19 protein-coding genes and 1 riboswitch are annotated in these 22068 nt (G+C 73.4%); of the genes, 11 read left to right on the forward strand and 8 right to left on the reverse strand.

Annotation, left to right across the window (positions count from 1 at the left end):
• Positions 1–73 precede the first annotated feature (73 nt).
• The 3 genes from ACIRRS_RS20275 to ACIRRS_RS20285 all read right to left on the reverse strand — a co-directional run bounded on the left by ACIRRS_RS20275 (position 74) and on the right by ACIRRS_RS20285 (position 1765).
• Positions 74–529: a MarR family winged helix-turn-helix transcriptional regulator gene (locus ACIRRS_RS20275; RefSeq protein WP_402972461.1), complete on the reverse strand. Its 456-nt coding sequence runs from the start codon at positions 527–529 to the stop codon at positions 74–76.
• Positions 530–614: 85 nt separating this feature from the next.
• Entirely contained in the window at positions 615–1013 is a 399-nt protein-coding gene (locus ACIRRS_RS20280) for a DUF3037 domain-containing protein (RefSeq protein ID WP_402972463.1), read from the reverse strand.
• Positions 1010–1765, reverse strand: coding sequence for a HipA family kinase (locus tag ACIRRS_RS20285; protein ID WP_402972465.1), 756 nt, complete (start codon positions 1763–1765; stop codon positions 1010–1012). The genes ACIRRS_RS20280 and ACIRRS_RS20285 overlap by 4 nt, the downstream gene beginning before the upstream one ends.
• Positions 1766–1918: 153 nt before the next feature.
• On the opposite strand from ACIRRS_RS20285, the gene ACIRRS_RS20290 reads away from it, so the two are divergent.
• Positions 1919–3277, forward strand: coding sequence for an NAD(P)/FAD-dependent oxidoreductase (locus ACIRRS_RS20290; protein ID WP_402972467.1), 1359 nt, complete (start codon positions 1919–1921; stop codon positions 3275–3277).
• 100 nt (positions 3278–3377) lie between these two features.
• Here the strand turns inward: ACIRRS_RS20290 and ACIRRS_RS20295 are convergent, their stop codons facing one another.
• Both ACIRRS_RS20295 and ACIRRS_RS20300 read right to left on the reverse strand, forming a co-directional pair.
• Positions 3378–4571 (reverse strand): GDSL-type esterase/lipase family protein, encoded by a 1194-nt coding sequence (locus ACIRRS_RS20295; protein WP_402972469.1) that lies wholly within the window; start codon positions 4569–4571, stop codon positions 3378–3380.
• Positions 4572–4729: 158 nt separating this feature from the next.
• Positions 4730–6067, reverse strand: coding sequence for an aminotransferase class I/II-fold pyridoxal phosphate-dependent enzyme (locus tag ACIRRS_RS20300; RefSeq protein ID WP_402972471.1), 1338 nt, complete (start codon positions 6065–6067; stop codon positions 4730–4732).
• Between the two features lie 34 nt (positions 6068–6101).
• On the opposite strand from ACIRRS_RS20300, the gene ACIRRS_RS20305 reads away from it, so the two are divergent.
• The 6 genes from ACIRRS_RS20305 (at position 6102) to ACIRRS_RS20330 (ending at position 11722) form a co-directional block, all read left to right on the forward strand.
• On the forward strand, positions 6102–6785 hold the full coding sequence (locus ACIRRS_RS20305) for a pyridoxamine 5'-phosphate oxidase family protein (RefSeq protein ID WP_402972473.1): 684 nt from the start codon (positions 6102–6104) through the stop codon (positions 6783–6785).
• Between the two features lie 14 nt (positions 6786–6799).
• Entirely contained in the window at positions 6800–7456 is a 657-nt protein-coding gene (locus tag ACIRRS_RS20310; RefSeq protein ID WP_402972475.1) for an FMN-binding negative transcriptional regulator, read from the forward strand.
• A gap of 151 nt (positions 7457–7607) precedes the next feature.
• Complete coding sequence (locus ACIRRS_RS20315; protein ID WP_402972477.1) at positions 7608–9017, forward strand: sugar porter family MFS transporter; 1410 nt, start codon at positions 7608–7610, stop codon at positions 9015–9017.
• 40 nt (positions 9018–9057) lie between these two features.
• Positions 9058–9759, forward strand: a complete 702-nt coding sequence (locus ACIRRS_RS20320) for a dienelactone hydrolase family protein (protein WP_402972479.1) — start codon at positions 9058–9060, stop codon at positions 9757–9759.
• A 64-nt stretch (positions 9760–9823) separates the two neighbouring features.
• The gene (locus ACIRRS_RS20325; protein ID WP_402972481.1) at positions 9824–11092 is read left to right on the forward strand and encodes an MFS transporter; all 1269 of its coding nucleotides are present in this window, start codon (positions 9824–9826) and stop codon (positions 11090–11092) included.
• Between the two features lie 99 nt (positions 11093–11191).
• On the forward strand, positions 11192–11722 hold the full coding sequence (locus tag ACIRRS_RS20330) for an HAD domain-containing protein (protein WP_402972483.1): 531 nt from the start codon (positions 11192–11194) through the stop codon (positions 11720–11722).
• On the opposite strand, the gene ACIRRS_RS20335 is transcribed toward ACIRRS_RS20330, so the two are convergent.
• The gene (locus ACIRRS_RS20335) at positions 11700–12488 is read right to left on the reverse strand and encodes a CPBP family intramembrane glutamic endopeptidase (protein ID WP_402972485.1); all 789 of its coding nucleotides are present in this window, start codon (positions 12486–12488) and stop codon (positions 11700–11702) included. The genes ACIRRS_RS20330 and ACIRRS_RS20335 overlap by 23 nt on opposite strands.
• Positions 12489–12558: 70 nt before the next feature.
• The gene (locus ACIRRS_RS20340) at positions 12559–14064 is read right to left on the reverse strand and encodes a glutamate--cysteine ligase (RefSeq protein WP_402972487.1); all 1506 of its coding nucleotides are present in this window, start codon (positions 14062–14064) and stop codon (positions 12559–12561) included.
• Positions 14065–14434: 370 nt separating this feature from the next.
• Here ACIRRS_RS20340 and ACIRRS_RS20345 point away from each other — a divergent pair, with 370 nt between their 5' ends.
• Together ACIRRS_RS20345 and ACIRRS_RS20350 are read left to right on the forward strand one after the other, a co-directional pair.
• Positions 14435–15007 (forward strand): hypothetical protein, encoded by a 573-nt coding sequence (locus ACIRRS_RS20345; RefSeq protein WP_402972489.1) that lies wholly within the window; start codon positions 14435–14437, stop codon positions 15005–15007.
• Positions 15008–15393: 386 nt separating this feature from the next.
• Positions 15394–15585, forward strand: coding sequence for a DUF5999 family protein (locus ACIRRS_RS20350; protein ID WP_380613480.1), 192 nt, complete (start codon positions 15394–15396; stop codon positions 15583–15585).
• A 97-nt stretch (positions 15586–15682) separates the two neighbouring features.
• Here ACIRRS_RS20350 and gcvP read toward each other — a convergent pair whose 3' ends face one another.
• Positions 15683–18583: an aminomethyl-transferring glycine dehydrogenase gene (gene gcvP, locus ACIRRS_RS20355; protein WP_402972491.1), complete on the reverse strand. Its 2901-nt coding sequence runs from the start codon at positions 18581–18583 to the stop codon at positions 15683–15685.
• Positions 18584–18818: 235 nt separating this feature from the next.
• Positions 18819–18922, reverse strand: a riboswitch (glycine riboswitch).
• A 237-nt stretch (positions 18923–19159) separates the two neighbouring features.
• Here gcvP and ACIRRS_RS20360 point away from each other — a divergent pair.
• Together ACIRRS_RS20360 and ACIRRS_RS20365 are read left to right on the forward strand one after the other, a co-directional pair.
• Positions 19160–20248: a PRC and DUF2382 domain-containing protein gene (locus ACIRRS_RS20360; protein ID WP_402972492.1), complete on the forward strand. Its 1089-nt coding sequence runs from the start codon at positions 19160–19162 to the stop codon at positions 20246–20248.
• 197 nt (positions 20249–20445) lie between these two features.
• A complete protein-coding gene (locus ACIRRS_RS20365) occupies positions 20446–21939 on the forward strand; it encodes an MFS transporter (protein ID WP_402972494.1) in 1494 nt (497 codons plus the stop codon).
• Positions 21940–22068 lie beyond the last annotated feature (129 nt).

Raw genomic sequence — 22068 nt, forward strand, 5'->3', positions numbered from 1 at the left:
TAACAGCCGAGGTCACGACCCCTGCAGCCGCCGACGCGCTACGCCCGTAGAGCCATGGGGCCAGCGGCCTCGGCTACTGCGGCGCGCCCGTCCGACCGGCCAGGACGGGCAGCACCTGCCCGCAGATCGAGTGCAGGGCGACGCGCTGCTCGTCGGTCATCGCCTCGAAGGCCCGGTGGGTGCGGGCCATCTCGCCGCGGATGCGGTTGAGGATCTCGCGGCCCTCGTCGGTGATGACCACGATCTTCACCCGGCGGTCCCCGGCGGCGGCCTCGCGGTGGGCCAGGCCCAGGGACTCCAGCCGGTCCACGATCCCGGTGACGTTCGACGCGTCGCAGCCCAGCCTCCCGGCCAGCGCACGCATCGGCACCGGCTCCTGCACCGCACCCAGCGCCTTCGCCTGGGAGGAGGAGAGGCCGTGCCGCGCGGCGGCACCCGCGAAGTCCTGGAAGTAGGCGGCGCCGACGGCGGCCAACGCCTCCATCAGCTCGGCGTTGGTCGGGACGGTCGTCGTCGAGGTCGAACCCATGGGGCCAGCGTACGGCGGACTGCTTCACCAACTCAAGCTTTGACCACGGCAACCGTCCGCGCGCCGCCCGGAAGGCCCCGGAGGATCAGAGCACCAGCTGCTCGAAGAGCCGCCGCAGCTCCACCTCGGGGTCGGCCGTCAGCCCGGTGTGCACGGGCCCCGGCTGGACGATCGCGCTGCGCGGAGCCGTCAGCCAGCGGAACCGCTGCCCGGGGCTGTCCCCGGCCGCCGGCCCGGCCTGCGGGCCGCCCTCGCAGACGGCCTCGATGCCCTGCAGCGCCCGCCGCACGCCCTGCACGTCCGCCACCGGGTCCAGCGCCAGCAGCCGGCCCTGGTCCAGGTGGGTGCGCGCCGCCAGGTGGGTGCTCTGCCGGCAGTAGAGCAGCACGCCGACGTTGACGCACTCCCCGCGCTCGACCCTCGGCACGGCGCGGACCACGGCGTACTCGTAGTCGTACAGCTCGACCACGGCAAGCTCGCTCATGCGGGCACCTCCGGCAGCCAGTCGCGCGGACCGGCCAGTCGTTCGGTCAGCTGGGCGCGGTACGCGGCGCGCACCGCCTCGGGCGAGTCGAAGCCCGGCTCGTCCGCCAGCCAGACCTCGGGGATCTGCGCCACCGCGTCCACGATCGCCGCCTCCGCGAGCGGCGCCAACTCCTTGTCGGCGGCGGCGAGATCGGGCCGGTGGCGGATCAGCGCGTGGTCGGGGGCCACGTACGGGCGGCGCGCCCAGGCGGCGGCGCCCGCCCAGTTGTGGTGGAAGATCAGGCTCGCGCCGTGGTCGATCAGCCGCAGCCCGCCGGTGGCGACCAGCAGGTTGGGGTTGCGCCAGGAGCGGTCGACGTTGCCGATCAGCGCGTCGAACCAGAGCACCCGGCCGGCGAGTTCCGGGTCGACCTCGAAGCAGAGCGGGTCGAAGTTCAGCGCCCCGGAGACGAAGGACATCCCCAGGTTGGCACCGCCGCTGGCCCGCATCTGGTCCTGGATCTGGTGGTCCGGCTCGCTGCGGGCGAGCACCGGGTCGAGGTCGACCGTCACCAGCTCCGGCACCGGCAGCCCCAGCCGCCGGCCCAACTCCCCGGCCAGCACCTCCGCCACCAGCGCCTTGCGGCCCTGCGCGGCGCCGACCCACTTCAGCGCGTAGAGCCGCCGGTCGTCGGCCTCGACCAGGCCCGGCATCGAGCCGCCTTCTCGCAGTGGCGTCACGTACCGGATCGCCGTCACCTCGGGGAGCACGCCCCGAGCTTATCCGTACGGGGCCCCCGCCCGCCCGCCCCGGCCGCACCCCCGCCTGCCCCGCCCCGGTGGCAGCCCCCGCTGCTCCGTGCGAGTGTGGCGGTCATCGATGGGGACCTTCACGGAACAACCCGCACGGCAAAGGGATGAGCGATGGAACGACCTCGAATCCTGATCGTGGGCGGCGGCTTCGCCGGCCTCGAGTGCGCCCGCCGCCTCGAACGCAAACTCTCGCCCTCCGAGGCGGAGATCTCGCTCGTCACCCCGTTCAGCTACCAGCTCTACCTCCCCCTGCTCCCCCACGTCGCCGCCGGCGTCCTCACCCCCCAGTCGGTCGCGATCTCGCTGCGCCGCAGCCTGCGCCGCACCCACATCGTCCCGGGCGGCGCGATCGGCGTGGACCCGGAGTCCAAGGTCTGCGTGGTGCGCAAGATCACCGACGAGGTGATCGCCCAGAAGTACGACATCCTCGTGCTCGCCCCCGGCAGCGTCACCCGCACCTTCGACATCCCCGGCCTGACCGACTACGCCCGGGGCATGAAGACCCTCGCCGAGGCCGCGTACGTCCGCGACCACGTGATCGCCCAACTCGACCTCGCCTCCGCCACCCTGGACCAGCGCGAGCGCGAGTCCCGGCTGCAGTTCGTCGTGGTCGGCGGCGGCTACGCGGGCACCGAGACGGCCGCCTGCCTCCAGCGCCTCACCACCGCCGCGACCCACCGCTACCCGCGCCTGGACGCCCGGCAGATCAAGTGGCACCTGATCGACATCGCCCCGAAGCTGATGCCCGAACTCGGCGACGCCCTCGGCACCGCCGCCCTGGAGGTGCTGCGCGCCCGGGGCATCGAGGTGTCGCTCGGCGTCTCGGTGGCCGAAGTCGGCGCCGAGAGCGTCAAGTTCACCGACGGCCGGGTCCTCCCCTGCCGCACCCTGATCTGGACGGCCGGCGTGGCCGCGAGCCCGCTGATCGGCACCCTGGACGCGGAGACCGTCCGCGGGCGCCTCGCGGTGACGGCCGAGATGCGGGTGCCGCAGTTCGAGGGCGTGTTCGCGCTCGGCGACGCGGCCGCCGTCCCCGACCTCGCCAAGGGCGACGGCGCGGTCTGCCCGCCCACCGCCCAGCACTCCGCCCGGCAGGGCCGCGCGGTGGCGAACAACGTGATCGCCTCGCTGCGCAACCAGCCCCTGGAGCCGTACTTCCACAAGGACCTGGGCCTGGTCGTCGACCTCGGCGGCAAGGACGCGGTGTCCAAGCCGCTGGGCATCGAACTGCGCGGCGTCCCCGCCCAGCTGGTGGCCCGCGGCTACCACCTGATGGCGATGCGCACCAACGTCGCCAAGTTCCGGGTGGGCGCGAACTGGACGCTCAACGCCACTGCCGGGGACGACTTCGTCCGCACCGGCTTCCTGGCCCGCCAGCCCGCCCGGCTGCGCGACTTCGAGTACACCGACGCGTATCTGACGAGTGATCAGGTCAGGTCCCACGCCCAGTCCTTGCTCGCCAAGGGCTGACGAGCGCCGACGAGGGCCGACAAGGGCCGACAAGGGCTGATCCGGCCAGATACGACGGACCGGCCGCCCCTCTCCGGTGAGGGGCGGCCGGTCCGGGCCGTCAGCGCGCGTTCAGGTACATCCCGCTCGCGTCCTGCCCGGCCGTGTTGCGGCAGGCCCAGTCACCGCTGGTGCGCCCCCACAGCAGGGTCAGGCAGCGCCCGAGCGCGGCCTGCCCGTAGTAGTTGGGGTGCATGGACTCCTGCAGCACGCCCTGGCTGCTGTTCAGCCCGCCGTCCAGGAAGCGCGCCCACTCGCTGGTGGTCGCGGACGGCCCGGTGGTGGCGGTGGGCTGCTGGGTGGCCGTGGAGCAGACCTCGCGGCCCTGGAGCATGTCCGACAGGTCCAGGAACTGCGCGCCCTTGGCGGCGGCGACGCCCGCCAGCCCCTTGGAGATCTGCGGCACCAGCGAGTCGCGCGCCCAGTCGGCGTCCGTGTTCCAGAACGGGCAGCCGCCGGTGTCGGAGCGGCTCCAGTCGCTCTCGGGGTAGCGCATCTCGGCGCTGCGCGGGATCGGCGACGGGTAGGACTGGAGCACCAGCCGGTAGTCGCCCTGGGCGTAGCCGGCGTCGGACATGACGGCCCGGATCTCGTCGATCGCCTTGCCGACGCTCGCCATCGCGGTGGGCATCTTGGAGTCGATCGTGGACTGCTCCGAGTCGTGGCAGTACGAACCCCAGATCAGGAAGTCCTGCACGCAGTCGGAGATGACGCCGCTGAAGCCGAGGTCGTTGCCGCCGATCGACAGGGTGATCAGCTTGACGTTGTTCTGCCGCGCGACGGTGGCGAGCTGGTCGGCCTGCGGGGCCTCGCCCTTGAGCGACTGGCCGCCGTTGGAGGCGCGGAAGACGTTCGCGGAGACGGCCCCGGAGCAGGCCAGGTTGATCCGGTTCTGCGCGACGCCCGCCGCGCCGATCACCTCGGCGACGTCCGAGCGGTCGCAGCCGCTCGCGGCGGTGGCGCCGTAGACCGTCGACGCGTCGGCCGAACTGCCGTTCCAGGCACGGTCGGTGCCGTTGTGGCTGCCGCTGGTCCCGGCGGCGTTGCCCATCCAGCGTCCGGCTTCGCCGGAGATGTAGCTGTCGCCGAGGGTCACGCTGGCGGTCGGCCCCGAGGGGGCGGCGGGCGCGGCCGAGGCGGCCGGGGCCACCGCCACCAGCCCGGCCGCGGCCAGCGGCAGGGCGAGGGCGGCGGCGAGCAGCCGCGAACCGCGGCGCGGGGTGGTGCGGGTGATGCTCGAACTGTTTTCGGGCACGACGGAAACTCCTGCGGCTCGATCCCCCCGCGTGGTGGGGGCGGGGGGACGCGTCGGGAAGGGGAAGGCCGCCGGCCGGTGGCGCCAAGAAGATGGCATGCTCGCGCCCGCGCGCGCCAGACGCGTGCACGAGGTTTCCCTCTTTGTTACCGACGGGTTCAGACCAGCCGCGAACCGCCACCGCCCGTTCCCAGGACGGCCGCCAGGTCGTCGGCCAGCCGTCGCGCGTCCGCGGTATCCAGCGTCGCGGTGGTGAGCCGCAGCCCGGGCGGGGACTGGATGCGGTAGCGGGCGCCGGGCGCGGCGACCCAGCCGCGCTGCAGCAGCGCCGCCACCGCCGACGTCTCGTCCGACACCGGCACCCAGACGTTCAGTCCGCTCTCGCCGTGCGCCTCGATCCCGCGCGCCGCCAGCTCGCGCAGCAGCGCGTCCCGGCGGGCGCGGTACGCGGCGGCCACCTTCGGGGCGGGCGCCGCGTCCGTGCGCCACAGCTCGGCGACGGTGTGCTGGAGCAGGTGGCTGACCCAGCCGGCCCCGAGCCGCAGCCGCCCGGCGACCCGGCCGACGGTCTCCGCGTCCCCGACCGCCACCGAGAGCCGCAGGTCCGGCCCGTACGCCTTGGCCGCCGAGCGCACCACCGCCCAGCGCAGCGGCCCGGAGCCGACCAGCGGGTGGTAGGCCTGGTCGACCATGCCGTGCCCGTGGTCGTCCTCGATCAGCACCAGGTCGGGGTGCCCGGCGAGGACGGCGCGCAGCTCGGCGGCCCGTGCGGCGGTGAGCGCGGCGCCGGTCGGGTTCTGCGCCCGGCTGGTGACGACCAGGGCGCGGGCGCCCTCCGCCAGCGCGGCGGCGAGCGAGTCGGGCAGCGGCCCCTCGTCGTCCAGCCGTACGGGCGAGGGGCGCAGCCCCATGGCGGGCAGCAGGTCGAGCAGGCTGCCCCAGCCCGGGTCCTCGACGGCGACGGCGTCCCCGGGGCGCAGCCAGGCGCCGAGGATGCGCTCGACGGCGTCGAGGGAGCCGGAGGCGACGACGACCGGTCCGCCGGGCAGCCCGTCCGCCTCGAAGGACTCCCGTGCGAGGTCGAGGAGTCGGGGGACGGCGGCGGCGTGCCCGTAGAGCACCGGCGAGGCGCGGGAGGCCTCGGCGGCGGCCGCGAGGGCCGGGGCGAGGTCGGGCAGCAGGGCCGGGTCCGGGTTGCCGGTGGAGAGGTCCCGCGCGTGCGGCGGGACGGGCATCCGGATCTGGTCGCGCGGGGTGAGGGAGGGCCGGGGCAGGACGCGGCTGCCCCGGCGCCCGGCCGTCTCGATGACGCCCCGGTCGCGCAGCAGCCGGTAGGCGGCGGCGACGGTGTTGGGGTTGACGCCGAGCTCGGCGGCGAGGTCGCGCAGCGGGGGGAGCGCGGCGCCGGGGGCGATCAGGCCCCGGCTGACCCCCTGCTCGATGTGGGCCGCGATCTCACTGGCGCGTCGCCCTTTCAGCGGATAGTCTCCTAGCACAAAGAACATTATGCACTAGTACATAGAGGTTGTCATGTCGGTCGACACACCAGGCACCACCACGGACACGCCCGCCTACTCCCGCACCCCGCGCACCGTGCCGACCCGCTACAAGGACCGCGCCACCTGGGAGCAGGAGGCGATCCACACCATCCTCGACGGCACCTACCTCTGCCACCTCGGCTTCGTCGCGAACGGCGCCCCGGTCGTCCTGCCGACGATCTTCGCCCGGGTCGGCAGCCGGCTCTACATCCACGGCTCCACCGGCAGCCGCCCGCTGCGCGGCGCCTCCGACGAGCAGGGCCTGCCGGTCTGCGTCACCGTCACCCACGTCGACGCCCTGGTGCTGGCCAAGTCCGCCTTCAACCACTCGATCAACTTCCGCTCGGTCGTCGCCCACGGCACCGCGTACCAGGTCACCGACCCCGAGGAGCTGGACGTCGCCCTGGCCGCCCTCGTCGACCACACCGTCCCCGGCCGCTCCGCCGAGGTCCGCCCCGCCAGCCCCAAGGAGCTGGCCGCCACCGCCGTCATCCGGCTGGAGCTGGACGAGGTCTCCGCCAAGACCCGCTCGGACGGCGTCAACGACGAGCCCGAGGACCTCGACCTCCCGCACTGGGCCGGCCTCGTCCCCGTCACCACCGTGCACGGCGCCCCCGAGCCGTCCCCGCACACCACCGTCCCTCTGCCCGCGCACATGAGCGCCTTCCCGCGCTGACCGAGGAGTCCACCGTGCTCATCCGCTCCTGGGACAGGGGCGACGAGGAGGAATGGCGCGCCTGGCTCGCCGAGGGCCGCGACTTCGGCCTCCTCGCCGCCAACGGCGGGCCCGGCGAGGGCCCCGTCCTCGTCCCCACGCACTTCCTGCTGGACGCCGACCGCGGCGAGATCCTGCTCCACCTCGCCGCGCCCAACCCCCTGCTGGCCGCCGTCCGCGCCGACCCGCACGTCACCCTCGCCGTCACCGACGGCTACGCCTTCGCGCCCGGCCACTGGCGCGGCGCCCCGGGCACGCCCACCAGCTACTACGCCTCCGTGCACTTCCACTGCACGGCCGAGGTCGTGGAGTCCCCCACCGCCAAGGCGGAGATCCTCAACCGCCAGCTGGCGCACTTCCAGCCCGAGACTCCCGAGGTCCGCGTCGTCCCCGGCGAGGGCGAGCTGGCCCGCCAGCTGCCCGGCCTGCGCGGGCTGCGGCTGGCCGTGCGCGAGGTGCGGGCCAAGTTCAAGTACGACGACAAGAAGCCCGCCGAGGCGCAGCGCGCGCTCGCCGACCACCTCGCCGAGCGCGCGGACGGCCCCGGCCGCGCCCGCGACCAGTACGCCGGCGCCCGCGACCAGCTGCTGCGCCGTCACCAGCGGCGCACGGCCACGACGAACCGGCCCTGATCCCCCCGGACCACCCCGGACCACCCCGGACCACCCGGGATCACCCGATCGGTCGCCGTGGCCGGGCGCGGCCCCGCCGCCGCTGCTCGAATGTGAGACGAATCCTGCCCACTCGGCCGTAGGAGCGGGCCCGTCCACTCGGGGAGCGCGCTTGTCCACACCCACCAGCCACCGGGCCGGCGAGGCACACCTCGGCCACGTGGTGTTCATCTCCGCGGCCGCCGCGATGGGCGGCTTCCTGTTCGGCTACGACAGCGCGGTGATCAACGGCGCCGTGACGGGCATCCAGAAGCACTTCGAGGTGGGCCACGGCACCACCGCCTTCGTGGTGGCCATCGCGCTGCTCGGCTCGGCCGCCGGCGCGGTGGTCGCCGGCCGCCTGGCCGACCACATGGGCCGGGTGCGCACGATGCTGCTGGCCGCCGTGCTGTTCGCGGCCAGCGGCGTCGGCTCGATGTTCCCGCCGAACATCGAGACGCTGGCCACCTGGCGCGTGATCGGCGGCATCGCGATCGGCATCGCCTCGGTGATCGCGCCCACCTACATCGCCGAGGTCGCCCCCACCGCGTACCGGGGCCGGCTCGCCTCCTTCCAGCAGATGGCGATCGTGCTCGGCATCACCGTCTCCCAGCTGGCGAACTGGGCGCTCAACCAGGCCGCCGGCGGCGAGTCCACCGGCCACCTGGGCGGCATCCAGGCCTGGCAGTGGATGCTCGGCGTCGAGACCGTCCCGGCCCTGGTGTACGGCCTGATGGCCCTGTCCATCCCCGAGTCCCCGCGCTTCCTGATCGCCGACCACCGCGAGGCGCAGGCCCGCAAGGTGCTGGTGGAGGTGGAGGGCGAGGGCGTGGACCTCGACGCCCGGGTCGCGGAGATCCGCGGGGTGCTGGAGTCCGCCCACAAGCCCCGCCTCAAGGACCTCCTGGGCGGGCGCTTCGGCCTGCTGCCCATCGTCTGGGTCGGCATCGGCGCCTCGGTGTTCCAGCAGTTCGTCGGCATCAACGTGATCTTCTACTACTCCTCCTTCCTGTGGCAGTCGGTGGGCATCAACGAGTCCAACTCCCTGCTGATCAGCCTCTCCACCTCGATCATCAACGTGATCGGCACGGTGGTCGCGATGGCCCTGGTGGACCGCATCGGCCGCAAACCGCTGGCGCTGGCCGGCTCCATCGGCATGGCCGCCGCGCTGGGCACCGCCGCCTGGGCCTTCTCCTACCGCAGCGGCACCGGCGACACCGCGACCCTGGACAACACCCACGCCACCGTCGCCCTGATCGCCGCGCACGTCTTCGTCTTCTGCTTCGCCTTCTCCTGGGGCGTGGTGGTCTGGGTGCTGCTCGGCGAGATGTTCCCCAACCGCATCCGGGCGCTGGCCCTGTCCGTGGCCGCCTCCGCCCAGTGGATCGCCAACTGGGCTATCACCGTGAGCTTCCCGGACCTCGCCGACTGGAACCTCTCGGCCACGTACGTCATCTACGCCGCCTTCGCGCTGCTCTCCATCCCGTTCGTGGCCTTCTGCATCAAGGAGACCAAGGGCCGCGCCCTCGAAGAGATGGGCTGACCCCACGCGGCACCAGAATCCGACCCACCGAGAGGACCCCATGCCTGACCAGGGCGGCTCCCGGCAGAACGTCACCTTCCCGAGCAACGGCCGCACCGCGCACGGCTACCTGGCCCGCCCGCCGCAGGGCGTCGGCCCGGGCCTGGTGCTGGTGCAGGAGTGGTGGGGCCTCACCTCGCACGTCGCGACGATGGCCGACCGCTTCGCCGCCGAGGGGTTCACCGTCCTCGCCCCCGACCTCTTCGGCGGCACGACCACCCACGACGGCACCGAGGCGGCCCGCTTCCAGCGCGAACTGCCCGTCGAGCGGGCCGTGGAGGACCTCTCCGGCGCCGTCGGCCACCTGCTGGCGCTGGACGGCGTGGTGGGCGACGCCGTCGGCGCCGTCGGCTTCTGCATGGGCGGCGGCTTCGCCCTGCTGCTCGCCGCCCGCGAGGGCGACCGCGTGGCCGCCGTGGTGCCCTTCTACGGCCTGCCGCCCGACCCGGAGTTCGACTACCGCGGCCTGACCGCCCATGTGCTGGGCCACTTCGGCGAGTTGGACGGCTCCCTCCCGATGGCCGTGGTCGACGAGGCGGCGATCCGCATCGGCGAGGCCACCGACGTCCGCCCGGAGTTCCACTTCTACCCGGCCGGCCACGCCTTCATGAACGACGAGAACCCGATCGGCACCTACGACCCGCTCCAGGCCCGGATCGCCTGGCGCCGAACCCTCACCTTCCTTTTCGGCCACCTGGGTTGAGCCCTTCCGCGCCAGGTGCGAAAACCCGATAGACAGCTGTACGAACCCACGCCATAGTCACCGGGTGTCGACCCCCTCCCCCGCACCCCGCCGCTTCGCCTGGGCCAGCCGCAACTTCCGCATCCAGACCACGGCCACCGTCGTCAGCGGACTCGGCAACGCCGGCGCCCCCATCGCCACGGCGTTCGCCGTCCTGGAGAACGGCGGCTCCGCCACCGAGGTCGGCTACGTCACGGCGGCCCGCCTCGTCCCCACCGTCCTGCTGCTGATGCTCGGCGGCGCCCTCGCCGACCGCCTCCCCCGCCACCGGATCATGGTCGGCGCCAACCTGTTCAGCGGCGTCGCCCAGGCCGTCCTCGCCGTCCTCGTCCTCGCCGGGAACGTCCAGCTCTGGCAACTGCTGGTGCTCAACGCGGCCGGCGGCGCCGGATACGCCCTCTACTCCCCCGCCTCCGGCGGCATGATCATGCAGGCCGTCCCGCAGGAGTACGCCGCCAAGGCCTTCGCGGTCTTCCGGATGGGCCTCAACGCCTCCCAGATCGGCGGCGCCGCCCTCGGCGGGGCGCTCACCACGGCCGTCGGCCCCGGCTGGGTGCTCGCCCTGGACGCCCTGTGCTTCCTGATCGCCGCCTCCCTGCGCTTCCTCCTCGAACCCGAGGAGGCCCCCGCGCCCAGCGGCGGCAGCATGCTGCGCGACCTGCGCGAGGGCTGGCGGGAGTTCGTCTCCCGCCGCTGGCTCTGGGTGATCGTCCTGCAGTTCTCCGTCCTGGTCGCCTGCATCGGCGCCGTCGAGTCGGTGTACGGCCCGGTCGTCGCCGACCAGCGCCTCGGCGGCGCGAGCAGCTGGGGCCTGGCCATGGCCGCGTACGGCGCGGGCCTGGTCGCCACCGGCTTCCTGATGGCCCGCTGGCGCCCGCGCCGCATCCTGCTGGTCGGCAACTGGGGCGTGTTCCTCTTCGGCGTGCCGGCGCTCGCCCTGGCCCTGCACGCCTCCCTGCCACTGCTCGCGCTGGCGATGTTCCTCTCCGGCGTCGGCGTCACGGTCTTCGGCGTCAACTGGATGGTCGCGCTCCAGCAGGAGATCCCCGAGGAGGCCTTCTCCCGGATCGTCGCCTACGACGAGCTCGGCTCCTACTCGCTCTCCCCCGTCGGCACCGCGCTCGCCGGCCCGGCCGCCGCCGTCCTCGGCCTCGACGGCGCCCTGTGGGCCTGCGCCGTGCTGTGCCTGCTGCTCAGCGCGGCCGTCCTGGTCGACCCCCAGGTCCGCCGGCTGAGCAGGCGGAGCACGAAGGACGCATCGGAGGTCGCACGCGAGCCCGCCCCCGCGCCGTGAGCGCCCCGTGCGCCCCGCGTGCGCCAGCCCCCGAGCAACCCCTGGGGCCGGTGAGGCGTCCGACCAGGTGACAGAACCACCGTTCCCGGGGGGCCTCAGGTGCCGAAGCCACTGCTGTTCCTGGACGTCGACGGGGTGCTGAACCCGGTCTGCCCGCACCCGGACGCCGGGTTCGACCCGCACACCCTGCTCGGCTACTCCGTCCTGCTCAGCGCCCGGCACGGCCGCTGGCTGCGCGAACTCGCCGGCGTCTACGACCTCGTGTGGGCCACGACATGGGAGGAGCACGCCAACGAGCACATCGCCCCGGCGATCGGACTCGACCCCCTCCCCGTGGTCCGCTTCACCGGATACGTCCCGCAGCCCGGCGACCCCCGCGTCCCCCTGATGGAGCTGTTCTCCGCCGCCAAGTGGGCCCCGCTGCTGCGCTACGCCGCCGGGCGCCCCTTCGCCTGGGTCGACGACGTCATCCCGACCAGGCTGATCCGCAACTCCCTCTGGCGCCGCGACCGCCTGCTCCTGCGCATCGACCCCGGCCAGGGCCTGGAACGCCGCCACGTCGAGCGGCTGCTCGCCACCCCGCCGCGCCAGGCGGCACTCGGCGGCCTCAGGGGGTCGGCAGCCAGCTGACGTGCCCGGCCAGCAGCGCGTACCCGACGAAGGCCACGGTGTCGATCAGCGCGTGCGCCGCCACCAGCGGCATCACCCGCCCCCAGCGCCGGTACAGCAGGCAGAACACCGCCCCCATCACCATGTTGCCGACCAGCCCGCCGACCCCCTGGTACAGGTGGTACGAGCCGCGCACCACCGAGCTGGTCACCAGCACCGCCGGCCAGGACCACCCCGCCTGCCCCAGCCTGCGCAGCAGGTAGCCCAGGACGACGACCTCCTCCAGGATCGCGTTCTGCCAGGCCGACAGCACCAGCACCGGCACCCGCCACCACACGTCCGGCAGCCCGGACGGCGCCACCGTCAGGTTGTACCCGGCCGCCTGCGAGGCCAGGTACAGCACCAGCCCGGAGCCGCCGATCGCCGCCGCGACGGCCGCGCCCCGGCCGAGGTCGCGCAGCTTCTGCCCGAGGTCGAAGCCGAGCACCCGCAGCGAGACGCCCTCGCGCACCAGCAGGTAGCCGACCAGCACCGCCGGCATCAGGCCGCGCCCGATGTAGTAGAGCTGCCACACCAGGTCCAGCCAGGGCCGCCCGGGCGCCCGCGAGCCGTTGAGCGTGGCGACCTGCTGGCCCAGCTGGATCGGCTCGGTGAGCGACCCCGCGAAGCTGATCAGCGCGCTGATCCCGCTGGCCCCCAGCGAGAGCCCGAGCACGATCAGCAGTTCCACGACGAACAGCCGGCGGCTCGCCCGCACGGTCTCCGGCTCGGTCGGGACGGTGGTCACGGGCGCTCCAGTCGGACGGTCGCTCACACGGCCGCACCGGCCGCAGGAACGATCATCCTGACACAGCCGACTACCCCACCGGCCAGGTGTGCACCGGCTCCCCGCTGCGCATGTGTTCGGCGTAGCGCCGGGTCATCGCGGCGAGCGCGGCCGGCCGGTCCATCCCGTACCGTTCGCGCAGCCGGTGGAAGGTGGCGCTCTGCCAGGAGGCGCCGTTGGTGCGGCGCAGGCAGCGTTGCTCGATGATGCCCAGGTAGCGGTCCCGGTCCCCGGGCTCGACCCCCCACTCGTCCAGCCCCTGGTGGGCCATCGGCAGCAGTTCGTCCAGCACCAGGTCGACGGCCGGGACGGTGGCGAGCCCGCCGCCGCGCCCCGCCCGCCCGGAGCGCGGCCACTGGAACACCGCGTCGATGCCGTAGCGGGCGCCCTGCCGGAAGTTCTCGTCCGCCCGCTCGAACGGCAGCCGCGTCCACACCGGTCGGGGCTGCTCGGCGAGCACCCGCACCAGCCCGTAGTAGAAGGCCGCGTTGGCGAGGGTGTCGGCCACCGTCGGCCCGGCGGGCAGCGACCGGTTCTCGACCCGCAGGTGCGCGACCCCGTCGGAGACGTCGTAGACGGGCCGGTTCCAGCGGTAGATGGTGCCGTTGTGCAGCCGCATCTCGGCGAGCCGGGGCGCGCCGCCGGAGGCCAGCACCTTCAGCGGGTCCTCGTCGTCGCAGATCGGCAGCAGCGCCGGGAAGTAGCGCAGGTTCTCCTCGAAGAGGTCGTAGGCCGAGTCGACCCAGCGCTCGCCGAACCAGGTGATGGGACGCACGCCCTGCGCCTTGAGCTCCGCCGAGCGGGTGTCGCAGGCCTGCTGGAAGAGCACTGGACGGGTCTCGCGCCACAGCTCGCGCCCGAACAGGAAGGGCGAGTTGGCGCCGAGCGCGAGCTGCGGGCCGCAGATCGCCTGGGCCGCGTTCCACACCGAGGAGAACCGCTGCGGGGTGACCTGCAGGTGCAGTTGCAGCGAGGTCGCCGCCGCCTCCGCGACCATGGTGATCGACTCCAGCTGGAGGTGTTCGACCCCCTCGATGTCCAGCGCGATCTCCTCGCCCCTGGCGGCCAGGATCTGGTCGCTGAGCAGGCTGTAGCGCTGGTTGCTGCTCATCGCGTCCAGCCCGGTGTGGGCGTGCTCCAGGGTCGGCAGGATGCCCACCATGACGATCCGGGCCCCGGCCTCGGCCGCCCGCCGGTCGGCGTAGCGCAGGCCGGTGTCGATCTCCTCGCGCAGGTCCTCGAAGACGTGCCCGCAGAGCCGGTGCGGGGCGATGTTGACCTCGATGTTGAACCGGCCGAGCTCGGTCTGGAAGTCGCTGGAGCCGATCGCGCTGAGCACCTGCGCGTTGTGCATCACCGGCAGGCCCTGCTCGTCGGCCAGGTTGAGCTCGATCTCCAGGCCCATCACCGCACGCGGCCGGTCGAACCGGTTCTCGCTCAGCATCCGGCCCAGCGCGTCCTGGCACGCCTGGAGCTTGCGCCGGTACAACTGCCGGTCCGCCAGATCCGCTCGTGTCGCCACGACCTTCTCGCCCACGGTTCCCCTCCTCCTGGACCACCCCGCCGACCGTGCCACAGCATCATGCCCGCCTCGAAGATCGATACCCGAATGCCTCTAGCGGCTTGCAATGCAAGGAAACTGACGGAGATTCACGGCATCTGCCGACTTGCCCGACGCCACCGCCTGTGATAAACAGGTCACCCTGCGCATTTGTTCGAAGGAATTCGCACAGCGCTCCGGCCGTCGCCCGTCCCCGCCCCGAGTCCCTCGTCGACGGCGGCGACAGCGCCGGCACCGCGATCCTGCACAACCGGACACGGCCGGGCCCCCGTCACCGCCGACGCACCCGAGCCCCGCCGGTATGCCGCACTCGCACGCCGATCTCGCACGGAGGGCGGACCCCGCCATGACTCTGCAGACCCCCCAGCCCCCACCGAGCGCGCTGCGCGCGGTCCTGGGCGCGCTCGACTCGGAGACAGCGCTGCGCCAACCGGCCGCCGCGGCGCTCCTCCATCCGACCGGCCCACTGCTGCCCGCCCACCCGCTCGCCGTCCACGTCCTGGACGGCCCGCGGGCCGAACTGTCCGCCGCCCGCCGCACGGGCTGGCGCTTCCTGATCAAGGACGGCCCCGAGGTGGCCGCCGCCGCGGAGGTGGTCCAGAGCGCCGAGGGGCACACCTTCTCCCACTTCACCGCCGGCCCCTACCTCGACTCGACGGTCCGCGCGCTGCGCCAGGCCTGGCAGATCGCCCAGGGCTCCCGCGCCCAGCGCCGCCCCCGGCTGCTCACCTTCCCCGGCCAGTACGCGACGGCCCTGTGGCTGCACAGCCCCGAGGCCGACCCGTCCGCCGACCTGCTGATCCCGCTCGCCCCGGCCCCGCTCGGCGTCACCGCCCACCGCGCCTACCCGGCGGCCGACCTGCTCCCCCTGCTCGCCCGGGCGCCCCTGGCGCGGCCGCTGCTGCTCGGCTCCTCCTGAGCCGACCGCACGCACGGGCCGCCGGGCACCTCCGCCCGGCGGCCCTTCGGCATGCCCGCCCGGACGGCCCCTCACCCGAACGGGCCACTCCCCATGGCCCCATCGGGCCATGCAGCGCCTGACCCACCGGTGCGCCGAATCCCCCGCCGCCCACCTGAACGGGTGATCTCCGCTCGTGAGTTGTGGCGCATGTCACCAAATCGCTGCGCGCACGTCCGTAGATGCCGACACTGGGAACCAGCGTGGAAGGACCACCTGTCCTACCCACTTGAGCGCCGGTCAACACCTGGTCGGCGCATGGACAGTATCCGGCCACTGCGGCGGCCCCCGGCGACCCGCCGGCGACCGCTTCACGGGGAGGATCGCAGCGAAGCGAGGGTACGCGTATGTGCCAGCACCGTCCTGAGTGCCCGTCGGCCGAGTCCGAGGACCGCGAAGCCGCCGTACCGGTGGCCTGCCACCCGGAGCAGGGCTGGAGCCTGCTCTGCAACGGCGTCGTCCTCTTCGAGGACACCGGAGAGCTGCTGCCCGACGGCCGGGTGATCGCCCCGCGCCGCCCCGTCGCCCACGCGGCCTGACCATCCGGCGGGGGCAGCCGCCGAACCAGGAGCAGAGCGAACGGGGCGGGGCCCCGGCGAAAGGATTCGCCGGGGCCCCGCCTCACGCGTCCGTCGCTCAGACGCCGTACTCGTCCAGCGGCGGGCAGGAGCAGACCAGGTTGCGGTCGCCGTACGCGCCGTCGATGCGGCTCACCGGCGGCCAGTACTTGTCCGCCGGGTTGACGCCGGCCGGGAAGACGGCCTCCTGCCGCGAGTAGCCGTGCGCCCACTCGCCGGCCAGCTCGGCGGCGGTGTGCGGGGCGTTGAGCAGCGGGTTGTCGTCCTTCGCCCACGCGCCCGAGCCGACCTTGTCGATCTCCGCGCGGATCTCGACCATCGCGTCGCAGAACCGGTCGATCTCGTGCAGGTCCTCGGACTCGGTCGGCTCGATCATCAGCGTGCCGGCCACCGGGAACGACATCGTCGGCGCGTGGAAGCCGTAGTCGATCAGGCGCTTGGCGATGTCGTCCACCGTCACGCCCGTCTCCTTGGTCAGCGGGCGCAGGTCGATGATGCACTCGTGGGCGACGAGGCCGCCCGGGCCGGTGTAGAGCACCGGGAAGTGCGGGGCCAGGCGCTTGGCGATGTAGTTGGCGTTCAGCACGGCGACCTGGGTCGCGTGCTTGAGGCCCTCGCCGCCCATCAGCCGGACGTACGCCCAGGAGATCGGCAGGATCGCCGCCGAGCCCCACGGCGCGGCCGAGATCGGGCCGACGCCGGTGGCCGGGCCGGCCTCCGGCTGGAGCGGGTGGTTGGGCAGGTACGGCGCCAGGTGGGCGCGCACCGCGACCGGGCCGACGCCCGGGCCGCCGCCGCCGTGCGGGATGCAGAAGGTCTTGTGCAGGTTCAGGTGCGAGACGTCCGCGCCGAACTTGCCCGGCTTGGCGAGGCCGACCAGGGCGTTCAGGTTGGCGCCGTCCACGTACACCTGGCCGCCGGCCTCGTGCACCAGGGCGCAGATCTCGGTGATCTGGGTCTCGTACACGCCGTGGGTCGACGGGTAGGTGACCATCAGCACGGCGAGCTCGTCGCGGTGCTTCTCGATCTTGGCCTTGAGGTCCTCGACGTCCACGTCGCCGTCGACCAGGGTCTTGACCACGACCACGCGCATGCCGGCCATCACCGCGGAGGCGGCGTTGGTGCCGTGCGCCGAGGACGGGATGAGGCAGACGTCGCGCTGGGCGTCGCCGTTGGCGTGGTGGTAGGCGCGCACGGCCAGCAGGCCCGCGAACTCGCCCTGGGAGCCGGCGTTCGGCTGGATCGAGACGGCGTCGTAGCCGGTGACCTCGACGAGCTGCTGCTCCAGCTGGCGGATCAGGGTCAAGTAGCCCTGGGCCTGGTCGATCGGGGCGAAGGGGTGCAGCTGGCCGAACTCCGGCCAGGTCACGGCCTCCATCTCGGTGGTCGCGTTGAGCTTCATGGTGCAGGAGCCCAGCGGGATCATGCCGCGGTCCAGCGCGTAGTCGCGGTCCGACAGGCGGCGCAGGTAGCGCAGCATGGCGGTCTCGGAGCGGTGGCTGTGGAAGACCGGGTGGGTGAGGTACTCGTCCTCGCGCAGCAGCGCGACGGGCAGGGTGTCGGCGGCCTCGGCGGCCTGGACGCCCTCGACGCCGAACGCGGCCCAGACGGCGGCCAGGTGCTCGCGGGTGGTGGTCTCGTCGGTGGAGACCGAGATCCGGTCCTCGCCGTCCTGGTACACGTTGACGCCCCGCGCGCGGGCGGCGGCGGCGATCTCGCCGGCCCGGCCCGGGACGACGGCGGTGACGGTGTCGAAGAACTCGCCGTGCAGCAGCTCGACGCCGCCGGCCCGCAGGCCCTCGGCGAGGGCGGCCGCGTAGCGGTGGGTGCGGCGGGCGATGTCCGCCAGGCCGTCCGGGCCGTGGTAGACGGCGTACATCGAGGCCATCACGGCGAGCAGCACCTGGGCGGTGCAGATGTTGCTGGTGGCCTTCTCGCGGCGGATGTGCTGCTCGCGGGTCTGCAGCGCCAGGCGGTAGGCGCGGTTGCCGTCCGAGTCGACGGAGACGCCGACGAGGCGGCCGGGCAGCGAGCGGGCGTACTCGGCGCGCACCGACAGGTAGCCGGCGTGCGGGCCGCCGAAGCCCATCGGGACGCCGAAGCGCTGCGAGGTGCCACAGGCGATGTCCGCGCCCAGCTCGCCGGGGGACTTGAGCAGGGTCAGCGCCAGCAGGTCGGCGGCGACGGCGACGATCGCGCCGAGGCCGTGCGCCTGCTCGATCACGGGGGCGAGGTCGCGCACGACGCCGGTGGCGCCCGGGTACTGGAGCAGCACGCCGAAGACGCCGCGCTCGGCGATCTCGGCGGGGATGCCCTCGGACAGGTCGGCGACGACGACCTCGACACCGGTCGGCAGGGCGCGGGTGTTGATCACCGCGACGGTCTGCGGCAGGGTCTCGGCGTCGACCAGGAAGACGCCGCCCTTGACCTTGGTCACGCGGCGGGCCAGGGCCATCGCCTCGGCGGCGGCGGTGCCCTCGTCCAGCAGCGAGGAGCCGGAGGTCGGCAGCCCGGTGAGGTCGGAGACGACGGTCTGGAAGTTGAGCAGCGCCTCCAGGCGGCCCTGCGAGATCTCCGGCTGGTACGGCGTGTAGGCCGTGTACCAGGAGGGGTTCTCCATGACGTTGCGCAGGATCACCGGCGGGGTGAAGGTGCCGTAGTAGCCCAGGCCGATCATCGGCTGGAGCACCTGGTTGCGGCCGGCCAGCTCGCGCAGCTCGGCGAGGACCTGGGCCTCGGTGCGGCCGGCGGGCAGGTCCAGGCCGGTGATCGAACGGATGGCCTCGGGAACGGCGGTGGCGGCGAGCTCGTCCAGCGAGCCGTAGCCGACGGAGGCCAGCATCTTCTGCTGGGCGTCCGCGTCGGGGCCGATGTGGCGGTTCTCGAAGGGGCTGGCCAGCTCAAGCTCGGTGAGGGTCCGGGCGCCGGTGGGGCGTCCCGCGTTCGGCTGGGCGTTCATGGTGGTCGAGGCCTCCTGGTCACGGACCGGCGGGGGGTACGCACGCCGGTCCGACCCGCTGCGGACAGCGGTTCGGCCTCGGACGGGCGGACCCGACAGGCCTCCCCCTCTGTCATCGGGACCTGAGAGCTTCGCCCGCACGTAGCGCTGTGGCGCTCCGTCGGCTTGCACCGTCGGTGAGGGTGGGGGTCGTCGGCTCCCGCGCCGGCGCTCCTGCCCTGCTTTCCAGAGTGACCTATCCCGCACGGTACGGATGCCTGAGAGATTCCGGGGAGGAGTTGCTCCTTCGGCGCCCCTACCAGCGGTTTTCGCTGCCGGGGACTCTCCCGCGCGGGCTCGGCGGTCGGGGCCCAGGGTACCAGCGGCAGGCCCTCCGATCACGGGTGCGTCAGGTCACTCGGGGTCTACGCGCGTGGCATCCCTGTGCCCCGGACGGACCAGCGCGCAGCCCGTCCGGCCGCACCCCGCTCGCGCCCGTCCGATTGATGCCCTTTCGTGTGTAGAAGGCGGACGGTCGGGGCGCTCCGGCCGCCGTACCTGCGGGAGTTCCGCAGGCGCAGCGCACTGGAGGAAAGAGTGCAGACCGACATCGACCCCCGCGACCTCATCGGCCACAAGGCGGTCGACCGCAACGGGGACAAGATCGGCACCGTCGACGAGGTGTACCTCGACGACGCCACCGGCCAGCCCGAGTGGGCCGCCGTCCGCACCGGCATCTTCGGCCGGGACGCCTTCGTCCCGCTCACCACGAGCGAGTTCTCCGGCGACGAGCTCCGGGTCCCGTACGACAAGTCGCTGGTCAAGGAGTCCCCGGACTTCGGCGTGGGCCAGCACCTGTCGCCCGCCCAGGAGCTCCAGCTCTACCGCTACTACGGGCTCGACACCCCGGTGGACGGCCGGCCGGCGGCCGATCCCTCCCACCGGGAGGCGCAGCCCGACCTCGACTTCGGCACCACCACCGCAGCGGCCGCCGCCGCGCCGCGCGCCCTCCACTCCCCGGAGCCCGCCGCCGCCCCGACCACCACGACCACCGCCACCCCCTCGACCCCCAGCACCGCCCCGGAGGCCAACGTGCGGACCCTCAGCACCCCCGCGCCCGTCGCTGCCGCCGCCGCCCCGGTGGTCGAGCCCAAGCCGCAGCCCGCCGCCGAGCGGCCGGCCGCCGCGACCCCCGCCGCCACCGTCCCCGTACGGGCGGACGGCGCCGCCACCTCCTCGCCCAGCGGCCCGGTCGAGATCACCTGCCGCGAGGAGCGGCTGGAGATCACCACCGAGTGGCACACCGTCGGCACCGCGAAGCTGCGCAAGTACGTGACCAGCGAGCAGATCGAGCGCCGCGTCCCGGTGGTGCGCGAGCGCGTGCGGGTGGAGCGGATGCCGGTGAGCGAGGCCGAGCGCGCCTCCCTGACGGAGAAGGAGATCGCCGAGGCGGTGGAGGAGGTCACCCTGCGCGAGGAGCGCCCGGTGGTGCGCAAGTACCTCACCCCGATCGAGCGGGTCCGCCTGGTGGTGGAGCGCTACACGGCCGAGGAGGTCGTCCGGGACGAGCTGCGCCGCGAGCACGTCGAGGTCCAGGACTCCACGCCCTCCGCCGACGCCCCGTCCGCCGCCACCCCGGCCGTGGACGGCTCCCGCCCGGCCGCCGCCATGCGCCCGCTGTCCTGACGGCCCCGCCCCGACCGCCCTGTCCTGACACCGCGCCACGAGGGGCCCCGGACCACCCGGTCCGGGGCCTTCGGCGTGCCCGTCCCGGCCCTGACATTTCGCCTTTGCCAAAGCTTAACCGCTCGATATTTGACACTCTTAAGTATCTCCCGGCATCGTTACTTCAGTTCATTCACTATGTACGGGAGGAAGCAACCGTGAGTGAGGCACCACAGCCCACCGTCGCGGCCGAGAAGCAGAGCAGCGCCCGGGTCCTGCCGGCCCTGATCCTGGCGATGCTGTCGTTCAGCGTGATCCAGACCGCCGTCGTCCCGATCCTGCCCTCGCTGGCCAAGGAACTGAGCGTCTCCGGCTCGAGCATCACCTGGCTGATGACCGCCAACCTGCTCTCCGCCGCCGTGCTGACTCCCCTGCTCGGCCGCTTCGGCGACCTCCGGGGCCGCAAGCCGATGCTGATCATCTCGCTGTCCGGCCTGGTCGCCGGCTCGGCGCTGGCCGTCGGCACCCACTCCTTCACCTGGCTCGTCGTCGCCCGCGTCCTGCAGGGCGCCGGCGGTGGCGTGCTCCCGCTGGCGATCAGCATCGTCCGCGACGAGCTGCCCAAGCAGAAGGTGACCGGCGGCGTCGCCGCCATCAGCGCCTCGATGGGCGTCGGCTCCGGCCTCGGCCTGGTGGCCACCGGCCTCCTGCTGGAGCACTGGAGCTACAAGTCGATCTTCTGGATGGGCCTGGCCTTCGGCCTGCTCGCCGTCGCCCTGGTCGTCTTCCGCGTCCCCACCGACCCGGTGACCGACAAGGAGGGCGGCGCCGACCCGCTCGGCGCCCTCACCCTCGCCGCCTGGCTCTCCGCCCTGCTCGTCGCCGTCAGCCAGGGCAACCACTGGGGCTGGACGTCCACCAAGACCCTCGGCCTGTTCGCCGTCGCCGCCGTGGTCGCCCTGGTCTGGGGGATCATCGAGACCAAGGTCGCCCACCCGCTGGTCGACATGAAGATGATGTCCCGCCCGGCCGTCGCCTTCACCAACCTGGCCGGCCTGCTCATCGGCTTCGGCATGTACGGCTCGTTCATGGTCATCAGCAACTTCGCCCAGACCCCGGACAAGCTCGCCCACTACGGCTTCACCGCGAGCGTCCTGCACGCCGGCATCATGCTGCTGCCCTCCGCCCTCGGCTCGATGGTCGCCGCCCCGCTCGGCGCCGTGCTCATCTCCCGTCGCGGCCCGCGCCTGCCCCTGGTCCTCGGCGGCGTCCTCGGCGGCGTCTCCATGGCCTACCTCGCGCTGCGCCACAGCGCCGAGGGCGACATCTACACCGCCTCGGCGATCTTCGGCCTGGGCATCGGCCTGGCCTTCTCCGCGATGCCCGCCTACATCAACGGCGCCGTCCCGGTGGAGCAGAGCGGCATCGCCAACGGCATGAACGCCGTGCTGCGCACCGTCGGCGGCGCCATCGGCACCGCCGTGATGGCCGCCATCCTCACCGGCGACACCATGAAGCTGCCGCCGCAGATCCCGCTGACGCTGCCCACCCTGGACGCCTACAAGCACGCGTTCTGGGCGGCCGCCGTGGTCTGCGCCGTCGCCGGCGCCGTCCCCTTCCTGATCCGCTCCGCGAAGTCGGCCACCGCCGTCACCGCCGGCGGCTCGGCCCCGCAGGACTCCAGCCCCGAGCTGGTCAAGACCGACGCCTGACGAGGCGTCCGGCCCCCGCGCCCAGGGACAGGGAGCGGGGGCCGGCCCGACGGCGGCCGTGAGGGCATCACGACCGCACCCGGGCCGGCACGGAATGCGGCCCCACCCGGTTCCCCCACCGGGTGGGGC

Source organism: Kitasatospora sp. NPDC101183, assembly GCF_044767945.1.
GTDB lineage: Bacteria > Actinomycetota > Actinomycetes > Streptomycetales > Streptomycetaceae > Kitasatospora.